The organism is Niallia laureatilytica (assembly GCF_046613985.1).
Classification (GTDB): domain Bacteria; phylum Bacillota; class Bacilli; order Bacillales; family Cytobacillaceae; genus Niallia.
On sequence record NZ_JBKKHP010000010.1, the window covers coordinates 130332 to 144204 of the forward strand.

Here is a 13873-nt window from a genome sequence, read left to right on the forward strand (position 1 = left end):
AAACCGCTTCAGGACGCCGTTTTTTGCTAGTTAAACAAACGTTTGATTAAAGCTAACTGCAGAAAAAAAGAAGCTTCCATGGCTGGAGCTTCTTTTTTTCATCAGCTGTTCAGCTGCTTATCTACTAAATCAGCAACTAAAATATACCGTTTCGGAGCATCTCCGATATAGTTAAACGGATAGCAGGTTGTAACAGTTAATGTTGCTTTCGGTTTTGGAACGATAACCGTTCTATCATCCTTATCAACAATTCTGACCCGTTTCACTTTATACGTAAATTCCCCAGCAGCTGTCTTCACTGTTAGAAGATCACCTTTGCCAACTTCCCCAAGTCTTCTAAACACAGTATCTCGATGGCCGGAAAGCACCGTATTGTCCTCTTCACCAGGCATAACACTGCCTGCAAAATGACCAACGCCCTTTTCCAGCTCATCTTCATCTGTGCCATGAATGATTGGAAGAGTCGCCTCTAGCTTCGGAATAAGCAGATCCCCCATATAGTCCCCTACTGTTGGCATTTCTGCATAAAGCGGAGTCTCATCTGCTGGCTCTTCCGGCTCTTCCTCCACTGCCGGAGGAGCTTCCGTTTTCTCCTCTTCTTCCTTCGGCAAATCATCTGCTTTCACTTGCTCTGTCTTATAAAGGAAATAGCCCTTTAAAAAAGGATAAAAGTTGGAGCTGGTAAACCAGACTCCAACTATAATGACAGCAGCAGTCAATGAAAGAAGAATCCATTGCTTACGGCTATTTCCTCTTCTGTTTTTATTGGCTGCCCGCATTTTTTATTGTCCTTTCACCCAAACACGTCTAAACAACACAACACCAGCAAGCACAATCACAAGTCCAATGATTGTATTTTGCAAGTAGTCAGAAGCAGTGTTTGGCAGCTTTCCGCCTTTTACAGTCTTTTCAACCGCTTTAGTAGCTGTTTTTACTGGAATTTCTTTTACGATTTGTTCTGCCTCTTGAAGGTCTTTACCAGTCTCTTTGATTATTTCAGAACCGAACATTTCATTCGTCAGAATGATATCTGCAAGGAAATCACCTTGTTTATTGTAAAGCTCAATCAGCAAGTCTGCACCGTCTGTTGACGTCATCGTCATCATGCTTTGTACAGATAATGGTTTTTTCACACCATCTTTAACAAGATAATACTTCACATCAAGCTGCAAAATATCCAGCATGTCGTTCGAGATATCCAATAGCTCAGCAATTTGCTCTGCTGTCAGGTCATCTGCAGAATCGAATTCACCAAATGCCATCATTCTTTCGCTCAATGTATATAGTTGATCCTCAAAATCAGGGTTTTCTTCATAAATTGTTATAAAATGCTCAAGCAATCTGTCCATTTCTTCTTCTGTCAGGTCCATGGATAGGAACAGCTCATCAATCTCTGCTTCTAAATCTGCTCCACCATTCATGTAATAATCTACAGTAGAGTCAAGGTCTTCGATAAATTCATAGTGATCGATAGACTCATCAAACTGCTGAAGATACTCTTCTAATTCATCAGCAGATGCAAAGCCATATCTTTCTACAAGCTCCTGCAGGTTCTCATCATTGATAAGTGTGCCATAAGTATCATCTAAATAGTAGCCAACATAATCATAAACCTCTTCAGCAAAAAGAAGGTATTCGCTATCAAGAACGTCTTGTCCCACTTCAATATCACCATAATCAGCAAGAAGCTCATTTAACTCTTCTCTTGTTAGATCATAGTCTGTCAAAATTGGCTCGATAGATTCTTCTGTTAATGGTGTGCCCAGCTCATCAGCAGATTCGAAATCTTCCAAATACCAATCTTTGCTTTCTAAGTAATCGATATAATCCTGCTTTTCCCAGCCGATTTCTTCTAAAAATGCTTCGAAATCCTTATCATTAGATTCCATTGCAAACGAAGTTACAGGCAGAAGGCTTAAAGCCAGTAAAACAGCTGTAAACAAACAAAGTAAACGCTTCATTGGTTCCCCCTACTATCTCTATTTTTAGTTTTCAATTTATTATACTTGCAGAAAAAGGGATTAGAAACAAAAATATTTTTCTAAAATAAAATATTTTTGTTGCTTTTTTACTAGAAACCCATACTGAGTAAGAAAAGTAACTATTTTACAATAAATGCATTATACAAAGGGAGATTAGCTTGAAAAAAATCACTTAAATAAGGAAGATATTCAATCTACATCTGCCGTGTTAAGCAGCTTCAGCATCCTTTCTGCCACTTTTTGATACGGCATTTTCATAATCAAACCAAATGCCCTCTTGATCTATTGATTTACTTCCCAGTCTGTACCGATTATTCATATGATGAGCTGTAACCTTATTAGGCAGAATCTCTTTTCCCCAAATCATGGTTGTTGCCTCTTTAGGACAAACAGCTAACTCCACAATAAATGAACCTCCCCATTTATTGAATTGGAAGGTAATTAAATCAATATTGTTTTTATTCCTTCTTCTGAAATGGTTAAGAGAACCTTTAGCCTTGTCGCCTTAAAACAGGAATGACTACCTCTTTTAACGCAGTGAGCATTTCTTTTCTTTGATTTGAGAGCATTCCATTACTCCATGTCGTGTAGTTAAGTTAGATTGCAGTACTGCTTTCCCTCAATCTTAGCAGCTGTCCTACGCTGAAAAAAACAATTTATTTCTAACACTGTAAACATTTCAAGCAAACAAGCATACTCTAACTCTTGAACAAAATAAAAAGCCCTAATAAAATTAGGACTTTTCCTCAAAAATCTTTCACCATATATGCGTGAATAACATAAGATACATCCTGGGCATAGGCAAATGCCGTTAAAAAAACACATAGAGCTCCCTTTTAGCAGGTAAGCTTACCGGCGGCCTACATTGGTATTCAGCTTTGCCAATTCAGACTCTAACAGGCTCATCAATTCCTTCACTGTAGCACCCTCATTGCCTTTATTGTACACACTCAGCAATAATGTCTTGAAGTCCTCTTTATTGTCAGCCATATTATCGCTCCATTTTTTATTTTTTTATTTCAACAAACCATCAGTTCATGAACATGAAAATATTTTATATTATATGCCTGATTTCCAAGAACGTTATTTAGTGTTAAGCCCTTTCTAAAATGAAAGAGCACAATCCCTGATTGATTCCCATTTTTAACGGCTGATAAACTGGTTAGCTTGGACTAATTTACATAAATGAATAAAGCAGCTAATAACGCTTTGTTATTAGCTGCTTTTAGTTAAATGTTCTGGATAGAGAGTTTTTCATGTATATGATTAGAAGCAGAGGGTTACTTGCCGTGCATCTAGATGAATCAATATGCTATTTGATACTAAATATTTTCAAGAAGAGAAAGATATTGAAGTGAGATTTTTTATTGTTTTCTCCATTTTTTCCGCTGGAGAATAACAAATAGGGAGGATATCGTGATGCCCATCAGCAAAGCAAGCACAGCAGCGCCAATATAAAACGGGGCAGACGGCCAGTAATGGTTTGTATAGAAGATAAAACAGGCAAAAATAAGAAGAACAGCTAAAAACAGTTCAAACACTAACGTAACAAACAGAAACGCTAAATAAGGCCTGACAATTGCTTTATGCGACACATGTTCTAACGTCATGCCTTGCCACCAAAGCTCCCCGAGACGGCTGAGTTTCTTCATCCCCCATCACCTCAATTATATTGTTAATTCATTGTATGTTGGGGGTGAGGGAGATTTTCATCGTTCCTTTAAATATTGTCAGCTACATAAATATTAGGATCGAGAAAAGAAGTATTGACCATTAGCAGCAAGTAACCATAAAACTTTTAATTCATTTTTATCTTCACTATTTCCTCTACGCTATTTTTATTTGTATTTAATATAAGATAGACTGCTTTAATATCTTCTACAGCAGCAGTTGCGTCTACTTCATTAAAGGAACTTTTTTCAGTTAATTCTTTAAGTGATGTTAATTTATTTGTCACCTTAACAATGGAGTCATACTCCATATATTTATATACAATTTCTAAATCAGATCTTAATAGCTTATGATAAAAATGCTGCACAGATTGTTGTATATCAGTATTCCTTACAGGAGATTTCTTAGCAATTTCATCTAAAGTATTTTCACATGTATAAATTAGCTCCTCAAGAACTTCCAATCTTACTTTAGACGCTTCTAAAAAAAGCATAAAGTTTCGCCGGTCTATTCTTTCCTTCACTATGTAGCATGTTAATAGTGTTCCAATACAAGCCACTATAACTCCAGTTATTCCTCCAATTATTTCATTAAGCATGTAGAAAAGCAGCCATATCCACAACAAAAGAAGCGCAAAAATAATTATATATACTTTATAAGATTTCATTTTTCTCAATTTACCGCCTCCTACGCCTATTATTAAGAAAAGAATATTGCTTTAATACAAATTATAACATTTTTGTATATTTATCTTAATTTAATTCTATTAAATTAAAAAACTAAAGTCGATTTCGATAAATTATATATTTATTAACTGAGCTACCAAAGATGACACTAGCTACTATAGTACTATGCTTCTGTAGAAAATTGTCGAACTTTTTTTCTTTATCTAAGTAACTATTTAAAGTAATATTAAAAATGCGACAAAATACCTATACAGGAGTTCATATGTTACATTCTATGATAGACAATCAAGAGCTAGATACAGATTGGATAGAATTGATTTCATATGCTAAGGAGATAGGTATGTCCATAGAGGAAATTAGAAAGATTCTCACTATACTTAAACCTGCTTAAGGTTCTTTTTAGCATAATAATCATTCATCATTAACTTTCTCTCCCTTCCATAAGGAAAGGAGAGTTTTTTATTACTTTCCACTATCTCTTCTCAAATACTGGATTAAAATTTCATCCAGTCATGATAAATTCTTTATAAGATGTTGCTGCAAGTTCCCTACCCCAATGTGTCTACAACTAATAAAAATAGCTGTTTCGCTTAGTGTTTAATGAAAAAAAAAACAGGAGATTATCTCCTGCTTTTAGTGCTATCTTTTATGTGATTGTTTTCACAAATATCCATTGCTCTATTCAAGCCTTACTATAACTTTTTACAGCTGTGCCGTTCTCCAAGCCCGCACATTCTCCCGTCTATACACATCTGCTTTATCCACTGACTGGAACAGATTCATTTTATATTGAACAACCTCTTTTGCAGCGTCAATGCAATCAGGATAAATAGCATTTGGATCCCACAGCTCTGTTTCAGCAAGTATTTCACGACACTTTTTGTAGAAGGCGTATTTATAATCTGAGGAGATATTAACCTTCTGAATGCCGATTTTGACTGCCTCGGCAATCTCCTCATCTGGGTTGGCAGAGCCGCCATGCAAAACTAGCGGGATATCAACAACTTCTTTGATTTGGCGCAAAATATCCATGCGCAGCTGTGGCTTCATGTCTTTTGGATAAATACCGTGACAAGTGCCGATTGCGACTGCTAATGTGTCAACACCAGTGCTTTCAACGAATTCCCTCGCATCTTCTGGTCTTGTGTAAATAACCTCAGTTACGCCACCTTCAATTGTTGTGCCTGTATTGCCAATTGTTCCTAGCTCTCCTTCTACTGACACGCCAAGAGGATGGGCGATATCAACGATTTGCTTTGTAACTCTGATATTTTCTTCAAGAGGTAGAAGCGAACCGTCAATCATGACAGAGCTGAAGCCGACGTGGATAGCTCTCATAATACTTTCCACACTATCGCCATGATCAAGATGAAGCACAAATGGCACATGACTGTTTTTGATCCGGGCAAGCACATAGTGAAAGAAATCATCCTTTGTGAAATCTAGCTCTGTCGGGTGCACGGCGATAATAGCTGGTGAGTTGTTTTTCTCTGCCTCTTCGACAACCACTCTTAAGAAATTACTGTCCGCTACATTAAAGGCTCCTACCGCAAATTGGTGCTCCTGTGCCACTTCTAATAATTGCTTCATGTTTACTAACATTGTCTCTCCCCATTTCGATTAGATTTTTATAAAGACTTGCCTGTTGACTCAGATAAATCCATATAATATTTAACCATTTCCTTGCCAGCATCGACTGTACCTTGGATAAGGCGAACATAATCGACAGTCTCATTTTCCTTTAAGTATTCTTGAATGCTGTTGACTTGAGCCTTCATAAAATCAGAACCAACATTGATTTTATTGATGCCAAGAGCAATTGACTTTTTAATATTTGCTTCTCCGCAGCCTGAGCCGCCATGAAGGACAAGGGGGATATTTGTTTCTGCTTTGATTTTCTCGACTATATCAAAGCGGAATGGCGGCACATAGCCGTCTGGGTAGTCGCCATGACTTGAGCCATAAGAAATCGCTAAAGCATCAATTCCTGTTCGTCTTGCATACTCAATAGCTGCATCCGGGTCTGTGTACATATCATCATTGGTGAGATTATTGCGGGAAACAGAGCCGATATTGCCAATCTCGCCTTCCACACTGGCATCATAGGTTTGAGCAAATTCAACCATCTTTTTGGTAATCTCAATATTCTGTTCAAGCGGATAAGCAGACGCATCCATCATCACACTTGAAAAGCCGTCTCTTAAGCATCTTTTCACAAAGCCTACATCCTTGCCATGGTCGAGATTAATTGCAACCTCAACACTTGCGTCGCGTGCCATTTCGATAATCGGCTGTGTCAGCAATTTACTGCCAAGATGTGCTTGTAAATGGTCTTGCAGAAGATCAATGATAACAGGCGCTCTTAATTCTTGAGCTGCTAATATGACGGCCTTTGCTGTCTCTAAATTGAAGCAGTTGATAGCCATCACAGCGTATTTTCCTTTGTTGGCACGTGCGAGCATGCCTTTCATGGAAACATACATAAGCCTCTTCCCTCCTGATTAAAATGAGATTTTCACATCAGATAAGTCCATATCTTCTTCCTCTGTTGTTTCCTCCGCTTTCTCGACAGGCTCCTTCTTCCAGAAGAACAGCATCAAGCCTGTTACAACAGAACCAATCAGCAATGCCAGACAGAATAGAAATGGATGATTCATGGCTGGTACGATGAACATGCCGCCAGATGGGACAGGTGAGCCTACACCCCAAAGCATGGAGAAACCGCCGCCAACTGCTGCACCGAGTGTACAGGAAACAACTACTCTTACGATATCAACAGCAGCAATAGGAATAACACCTTCAGTGATCATACAAACACCCATTGGAAAAGCGATTTTGATATTATCTTCCTCTGATTTCGTATATTTCTTTTTCTTTAATGCTTTTGATAATACCCATGAGATAGCAACACCGAATGGCGGCACCATAGATGCGAGTATTTTAACGGCTTCTGGTTCATATATGCCTTCAAGCAGCAAGCCGTCGGCAAAGAGGGAGGCGACTTTATTAACAGGACCGCCGAAATCAAATGCTGCCATGCCGCCTAAGATTGCCCCAAACACAAACCTCATCGAGCCTTGCATGCTCGTCAAGAACGATGTTAAGCCATCTGTCGCCCACACAATCGGCACCCCAAGTACAAAGAACATGAGAAGCCCGACGACGAGACTGGAGATGAGAGGAATAATCATCATTGGCATAAGCCCTTCCGCCCATCTTGGCACCTTCAAGTTATTCTTTAAGAAGAGTACAAAGTAACCGACAATAAAACCGCCAAGCATGCCTCCTAAGAAGCCAGCACCAATCGCATTAGCAATCAACCCCATCAGCAAGCCAGGTGCAATACCTGGACGATCAGCAATCGAGTAGGCAATCGCCCCGGCAATGACCGGAGCAAGCAGGCCCATTCCTAGTACACCTAATGACACAAGAGCAGATGGAATCGAGAAGGCTTCTTGATAGTTTTCAATAACAGTCCCGCCTGTCAGATTCCCAATCGCAATTAGTAAACCTGAAGCCACTACTAATGGCAGCATATAGGAAATTGCAGTTAACGCATGCTTTTTAATTTGCAGTTTTTTCAGCATATAAAAGACCCCTTCACTGGTTTTTGTTTATTTCAGCTTCAATCTTTTTGTATAGCTGCTTAGGTGCTTTAATAGCAATATGTGTCGGCACCTCCACAATTCTTTTGCCTTTAAATCGCTCCTTTCCGCTCACCTTTATATCTGCGGCAATGATGACAAGATCAGCTGCTTTTATTTCATCCGCTGTCAGCTCATCCTCAATCCCGATTGTTCCTTGTGTCTCAATCCTGACTTTATGGCCAAACTCCTGTCCTGCCTTAATCAGCTTTTCCTTCGCAATATACGTATGAGCAATTCCAGAGGTACAAGCAGAGATTCCAACAATGTTCATAAGATATTCCTCCTGTCAGTTGTTTTCAGCAAAGATCTCAATGAATTCTTTTCTTGTCTTAAGGGACTGGAACTTTTCAATTTTCTCCTCATCAGCAAGCAAGACAGCAACCTTCTGCAGGAGCTTAATATGGGTTGTTGTCTTGTCGCTATTCTTGACAGCAAATAAGATAATAATATTAATCGGTCCCCCATCCAGCGACTCCCACTCTATCTCCTTATTTGTCCTGCCGATGGCAATTGATGTTTTTTGAACAAAGTCTGACTTACCGTGAGGAATGGCAATCCCCTTTTCCAAGCCAGTCGGCCCGGCATTTTCACGAAAAAGGACATCTTCTATAAATGCTTCTTCATCTGTTACGCAACCGTTTACAAATAACAGGTGGGTTAATTCAGCAATAACACCAAGCTTAGTTGTCGCCTGTAAATCGAGATTAATTAACTCCTCTGTCACAACTTTTGTAAAGTCTAAGTCATCCATTTTCACATCCATTTTGATCCTCCTATTTAATTTTTTATAGCCATCATCTGTTATAGATGATTACTTGATTTTTGTAGTAATCTTTAATGAACTGATCAATCTTGTATTTATCATCTTCATTTAATATCGGGCTGACCAGGATTGTCGGCTTGTCGCTGATGCTGTGTGTTTTCACTGTGGAAATGACCAGCTCAACATCCTCATAATCAGACTGCTTAATGCGCTCTTGAGCGATGATTTTATTAATGTGAATATTCGGAAAGTTTTTCCTGATTTTTTCACTCAGCATATGAGACGTGCCAACTCCACTCGTACATTCAATTAAAATCGGAATCTGGTTCACAAAACGATCATCATAGGAAATTTGAAAATACAGCGTAATATAACCAATTTCTTCATCTGTCAGATGCTTATCATAGATACCTTCTTCCATTAATTCATTTGCCGAAAATCGAACAAGCTGAAAAATATTAGAGAAATTCGTTTTAATTGATTTCAAGATTGGATTAATAATATAAATCTGATGATTAAGGCGATAAACCATAGAGTGAAGATGCATCGTCAATCTTTCCCGCAGCTCTCTGTCCTCTGTAAACCGGTAGCCGCTGTTTCTCGAGACTCTGGAAATAAGCTGGTCTGCGAGAGCAATAACCTGGTTATTCAACAATACTTCAGACTGCTGGTTAAGCAGAAATCGGGAGTTAAGCTTATAAGCCTTTAAAATATAGTAGAGATTCAGCATTTCATAATGCTTTAATTGGAAGGAAAATTGCTTTTCAAGCTTTTCAGCTAAAGAACGAACCATTGGATAGATGGCAGAGCTGTCGTCAATCTGTTCATAGATGATTTCCTCATTAGGAAACAGCTGGAGATGATGCGCTTGCTTTTCAATAATGGATAAAAGGGAGCAAAACAAAGTTAAATAATAGGGCTGATCTAAAAACAAGTCCTGTTCCTCCTGAAACTCATGGAGAATCTGCTTTATTTCTGCTAATCTCCCATTCTTCACCTGAATGTCCTTAATGGAATCAGGAATATCATACTGACAGAACGGATCGCCAATCTGCGTTAAATAGCTTTCAATAATAACAGCCATCAGCCTATACAAAGAGAATTGATCACCACTGATGAAGGTTCCCTCATTCGTCCGAGATAAGCGGATGCCATATGGCACAAGCTTCTTCTCAATATGCTTAAAATCATTCAAGATAGAGCTCTGACTGACAAAATAACGCTCCGAGATTTTCTGAATAGAAGTCTTGCATGGGGCAATCGAAAGGAGAAATAACAACAAATCTAAACGCCGCTCATTAGGATGCTCGAACTGATCAGAATGTGCTGACTCCTCTTCTTCCAATATCTCCAGCAAATAACCATTATTCTCTTTCTTCGTGAGCCGATAAGCAGAGCAATGATTCCCAATATCCTGCATATCACGATAAATCGTCTTCCGTGAAACAGCCAGCCGCTCCGCCAACTCAGAGGCCGTCACAAACCTCCTCTCTCCCAGCAGAATTTCAATAATTTCACATTGACGCTTATTCATGAACTTTCATCACCTCGTTTCTATGCTCTTATCTTACCAACGTGTAAGCGGATACACAATTACAATTTTGGGGTGGATTTTGTGTCCTTATTGGAGGGATGTTTGGGTTAAAATGGAAAGAGCCCCCCTAGTATTACTAGAGGGGTTTTTTCCTTTTAATAGTTAAATATACTTATATTGAAACTATAGTATTTCTTTATTCTTTCTTGAGGGATATCTATTATTTATAGTGTATATTGCTTTTCAAAATAATTTTGATATTCGCCACTAATAATTTGCTCCCACCATTCTTTGTTATCTAGATACCATTGAATAGTTTGATTAATACCTGTTTCAAAAGTATAGGTTGGCTTCCAACCTAATTTTTCTAGTTTAGTAGGATCAATTGCATAACGTTTATCGTGTCCTAAACGGTCTGTTACAAATTCAATAAGTTCTTCAGATTTTCCTAGTGCACTAATGATTGTTTTAACTACTTCAAGATTTGTACGTTCATTATGTCCACCGACGTTATAAACTTCGCCATTTTCTCCCTCATGAAGCACTAAATCAATTGCTGCACAATGATCAATTACATGTAGCCAATCACGGATATTTTTCCCGTCTCCATAAACTGGTATCTTCTGCTCATTTAACACACGAGAAATTGTGAGTGGAATTAATTTCTCTGGAAAATGGAAAGGACCATAATTATTGGAACAACGTGTAATATTAATTGGTAGACCAAATGTCTCATGGTATGCACGTACAAGCAAATCTGAAGATGCCTTGCTGGCACTGTAAGGGCTGTTAGGCTGTAATGGTGTGTCTTCTGTAAAAAATGTTGTCGGATCAAAATCTAGTTCTCCATAAACTTCGTCAGTTGAAACATGAACGAATTTACTAATAGAGAATTCTTTTGAAGCATCTAACAATACTTGTGTACCCAACACATTTGTTTTCACAAATATCCCAGGATCAGTGATTGATCTGTCCACATGACTTTCTGCAGCAAAATGTGTAACATAATCAAATCTTTCCTCTTCAAAGAGTCTGAATATTGCCTCACGATCTGCAATATCTGCCTTTACAAAACGATAATTCTCTTTCTCCTCAATTGACTTATGCTTTGTTAAATCTCCTGCATACGTTAATAGATCGAGATTATATATATCATACTCTGGATATTTGTTTACCATATATTGAACAAAGTTTCCCCCAATAAAACCTGCTCCACCAGTAACTAATATTTTTTTTCTCTCCACTTATTTCACCTCTTCTTGTAATACGGCTATATATCTTTGTAAAGCATCTTGCCAATCTGGCAGTCTATTAAACCCGCTATTTTCTAATTTATCCTTAGACATCCTTGAATTCTTTGGTCTTACCGCTTTAGTAGGATATTCTTCAGTACTTATATTATTTACTTCAACTTCTTTTCCTGCTACCTTAAATATTTCCTGTGCAAAATCAGCCCAGTTTGTAAATCCCTCGTTAGAGGCATGATAAATACCATATTTATCAGTAGCAATCATATCAAGCAATAACTTTGCTAAATCTACAGTATATGTTGGTGAACCAAACTGATCCCCCACAACATTTAAATTTGTTCGAGTTTCAGACAGTCTTAACATTGTTTTAATAAAATTATTACCATTAATCCCGAAAACCCAGGATATTCTTACAATGAAATACTTTTCAAGTATTTCCTGCACTATTTTTTCACCGTGATATTTTGTCTTACCATAGTATCCTTGAGGATTTGCTTTATCTCCCTCTGTAAATGGAGTATCTCCTGTTCCCTCATATACATAATCGGTACTTATATAAATAAATTTAGCATCTATTGCCTTTGCGGCTTCTGCCAAATATTTGGTCCCATTAACATTTACGTTCCAGCAAGTTTCTTTATCATCTTCAGCGGTATCTACTGCTGTATACGCGGCACAATGAATGATTGCATCAGGACTTGAGTTATGTATGTATGTTTTTACACTTTCTTCATTTGTTATATCTAACTCGTTACGAGTAAGGCCTGACATTTCATAACCACGTGTATTTCCTTCAAGTACAACATCATATCCAAGTTGGCCATTGTAACCAGTCACAAGTATTTTCATTTACCTTCACCGTAAACAAAATTATTATCTGCTTTTTCAATACCTGGAGCGTTTTGGTCCTTTTCTGAAAGTACTGGTGTTATATCTAACGGCCATTCAATATTAATAGAAGGATCATTCCAAATAATACCCCTATCGCACTCTGGAGCATATAAGTTATCCACTTTATATTGAACCTCTACATCATTGGTAATAGTCATAAACCCATGTGCAAAGCCTTGTGGAATCAATAGTTGCTTTTTATTTTCTGAAGAAAGCTCTATGCCAAACCATTTCCCAAAAGTAGGGCTTCCCTTTCTAATATCAACTGCAACATCATATATAGCTCCTTTTGTACAACGGACTAGCTTTGTTTGAGCTTTAGGATTGAGTTGATAGTGTAATCCTCTTAAGGTTCCTTTTGCTGCAGAGAAGGATTGATTATCCTGAACAAATTTAATGTCTAAACCAGCTTTTTGAAAGTTTTCTTCATTGAATGTTTCCATAAACCAGCCTCTATGGTCTCCAAAAACCTTGGGTTCTAATACCTTTAATCCCTCAATGAAAGTATCTATAATATTCATATTTATCTCCCATTCTAGTATTTGATTTCACCATTTGCCACTTTAAGCAAGTATTGTCCATAGCCTGTTTTGGAATAAAAATTCCCTCTTTCAACTAATTGGTCCCGAGAAATCCAGTTGTTTATATAGCCGATTTCTTCTAATGCAGCTATTTTAATTCCTTGATAATCTTCTACTGTGCGAACAAAATTAGATGCATCAACCAAGCTTTGGTGTGTACCAGTATCTAACCATGTAAATCCTCTACCTAGAAGTTCAACGTCGAGTTCTCCCAATTGAAGGTACGCCTCATTTATCGAAGTAATTTCTAATTCCCCACGTTCCGATGGTGCTACATTTTTTGCAATGTCTACAACTCTGTTGTCATAAAAATATAAACCTGTTATTGCATAGTTAGACTTTGGTACCATAGGTTTTTCTTCCACGCTTATGACCTTTCCATTATCATCAAATTCAACTACCCCAAATCGTTCTGGGTCTTGAACATGATATCCGAATACAGTTGCACCAGTTGGCTTTTGTGCAGCCCGTTGCAGTATCTTCCTAATTCCACTTCCATAATAGATATTATCTCCCAATATCATAGCTACGGAATCTTCACCGATAAACTCTTCCCCAATAATAAAAGCTTGTGCAAGTCCGTCTGGAGAAGGTTGGACTTTATATTCTATGGTTATGCCATATTGAGAGCCATCTCCTAATAGTGCCTCAAATCTCGGAGTATCTTCTGGAGTTGAAATTATTAAAATCTCTTTAATACCTGCCAACATTAGAGTAGATAATGGATAATAAATCATAGGTTTATCATTAATCGGTAAAAGCTGTTTGCTTGTTACTTGAGTTAATGGGTATAGCCTTGTTCCACTTCCTCCAGCAAGAATTATTCCTTTCATATTAAACACACTCCAAATATTACAATTTTTTGTAC

At 37.8% G+C, this 13873-nt stretch carries 16 protein-coding genes and 1 pseudogene; 1 reads left to right on the forward strand and 16 read right to left on the reverse strand.

All coding sequences use genetic code 11. The features are described from left to right. Positions 1–101 precede the first annotated feature (101 nt). The 6 genes and pseudogenes from ACLIJJ_RS20925 to ACLIJJ_RS20950 all read right to left on the reverse strand — a co-directional run bounded on the left by ACLIJJ_RS20925 (position 102) and on the right by ACLIJJ_RS20950 (position 4329). Positions 102–779: a class D sortase gene (locus ACLIJJ_RS20925; RefSeq protein ID WP_233315778.1), complete on the reverse strand. Its 678-nt coding sequence runs from the start codon at positions 777–779 to the stop codon at positions 102–104. A 3-nt stretch (positions 780–782) separates the two neighbouring features. Continuing rightward, the gene (locus ACLIJJ_RS20930) at positions 783–1961 is read right to left on the reverse strand and encodes a processed acidic surface protein (RefSeq protein WP_411411552.1); all 1179 of its coding nucleotides are present in this window, start codon (positions 1959–1961) and stop codon (positions 783–785) included. A gap of 229 nt (positions 1962–2190) precedes the next feature. Further along, positions 2191–2463: pseudogene (locus tag ACLIJJ_RS20935) on the reverse strand (DUF4304 domain-containing protein); the annotation flags it as partial. 368 nt (positions 2464–2831) lie between these two features. Next, positions 2832–2972 carry a hypothetical protein gene (locus ACLIJJ_RS20940; protein ID WP_233315781.1) on the reverse strand — a complete coding sequence of 47 codons (141 nt, stop codon included), beginning with the start codon at positions 2970–2972 and terminating at the stop codon, positions 2832–2834. A gap of 374 nt (positions 2973–3346) precedes the next feature. Continuing rightward, the gene (locus tag ACLIJJ_RS20945; RefSeq protein WP_233315782.1) at positions 3347–3634 is read right to left on the reverse strand and encodes a hypothetical protein; all 288 of its coding nucleotides are present in this window, start codon (positions 3632–3634) and stop codon (positions 3347–3349) included. 146 nt (positions 3635–3780) lie between these two features. Beyond that, positions 3781–4329, reverse strand: coding sequence for a hypothetical protein (locus ACLIJJ_RS20950; RefSeq protein ID WP_411411553.1), 549 nt, complete (start codon positions 4327–4329; stop codon positions 3781–3783). A 284-nt stretch (positions 4330–4613) separates the two neighbouring features. Here ACLIJJ_RS20950 and sinI point away from each other — a divergent pair, with 284 nt between their 5' ends. Further along, on the forward strand, positions 4614–4730 hold the full coding sequence (sinI, locus tag ACLIJJ_RS20955) for a DNA-binding anti-repressor SinI (RefSeq protein ID WP_233316137.1): 117 nt from the start codon (positions 4614–4616) through the stop codon (positions 4728–4730). A 311-nt stretch (positions 4731–5041) separates the two neighbouring features. Here sinI and ACLIJJ_RS20960 read toward each other — a convergent pair whose 3' ends face one another. From ACLIJJ_RS20960 to rfbA, 10 genes are all read right to left on the reverse strand, one after another. Next, positions 5042–5941: a ketose-bisphosphate aldolase gene (locus tag ACLIJJ_RS20960; RefSeq protein ID WP_233315784.1), complete on the reverse strand. Its 900-nt coding sequence runs from the start codon at positions 5939–5941 to the stop codon at positions 5042–5044. A 26-nt stretch (positions 5942–5967) separates the two neighbouring features. After that, on the reverse strand, positions 5968–6822 hold the full coding sequence (locus tag ACLIJJ_RS20965) for a class II fructose-bisphosphate aldolase (protein ID WP_237941986.1): 855 nt from the start codon (positions 6820–6822) through the stop codon (positions 5968–5970). Between the two features lie 18 nt (positions 6823–6840). After that, entirely contained in the window at positions 6841–7923 is a 1083-nt protein-coding gene (locus tag ACLIJJ_RS20970; protein ID WP_233316138.1) for a PTS fructose transporter subunit IIC, read from the reverse strand. A gap of 16 nt (positions 7924–7939) precedes the next feature. Continuing rightward, positions 7940–8257: a PTS fructose transporter subunit IIB gene (locus ACLIJJ_RS20975; protein WP_411411554.1), complete on the reverse strand. Its 318-nt coding sequence runs from the start codon at positions 8255–8257 to the stop codon at positions 7940–7942. Positions 8258–8272: 15 nt separating this feature from the next. Further along, positions 8273–8743, reverse strand: a complete 471-nt coding sequence (locus tag ACLIJJ_RS20980; protein WP_396953783.1) for a PTS sugar transporter subunit IIA — start codon at positions 8741–8743, stop codon at positions 8273–8275. Positions 8744–8780: 37 nt separating this feature from the next. Further along, positions 8781–10283 carry a BglG family transcription antiterminator gene (locus ACLIJJ_RS20985; protein WP_411411555.1) on the reverse strand — a complete coding sequence of 501 codons (1503 nt, stop codon included), beginning with the start codon at positions 10281–10283 and terminating at the stop codon, positions 8781–8783. 224 nt (positions 10284–10507) lie between these two features. After that, positions 10508–11527 (reverse strand): dTDP-glucose 4,6-dehydratase, encoded by a 1020-nt coding sequence (gene rfbB / locus ACLIJJ_RS20990; protein WP_411411556.1) that lies wholly within the window; start codon positions 11525–11527, stop codon positions 10508–10510. After that, positions 11528–12382: a dTDP-4-dehydrorhamnose reductase gene (rfbD, locus tag ACLIJJ_RS20995; RefSeq protein WP_411411557.1), complete on the reverse strand. Its 855-nt coding sequence runs from the start codon at positions 12380–12382 to the stop codon at positions 11528–11530. Beyond that, the gene (gene rfbC / locus ACLIJJ_RS21000; protein ID WP_411411558.1) at positions 12379–12945 is read right to left on the reverse strand and encodes a dTDP-4-dehydrorhamnose 3,5-epimerase; all 567 of its coding nucleotides are present in this window, start codon (positions 12943–12945) and stop codon (positions 12379–12381) included. The genes rfbD and rfbC overlap by 4 nt, the downstream gene beginning before the upstream one ends. Positions 12946–12959: 14 nt before the next feature. Then, positions 12960–13838, reverse strand: a complete 879-nt coding sequence (gene rfbA / locus ACLIJJ_RS21005; RefSeq protein ID WP_411411559.1) for a glucose-1-phosphate thymidylyltransferase RfbA — start codon at positions 13836–13838, stop codon at positions 12960–12962. Positions 13839–13873 lie beyond the last annotated feature (35 nt).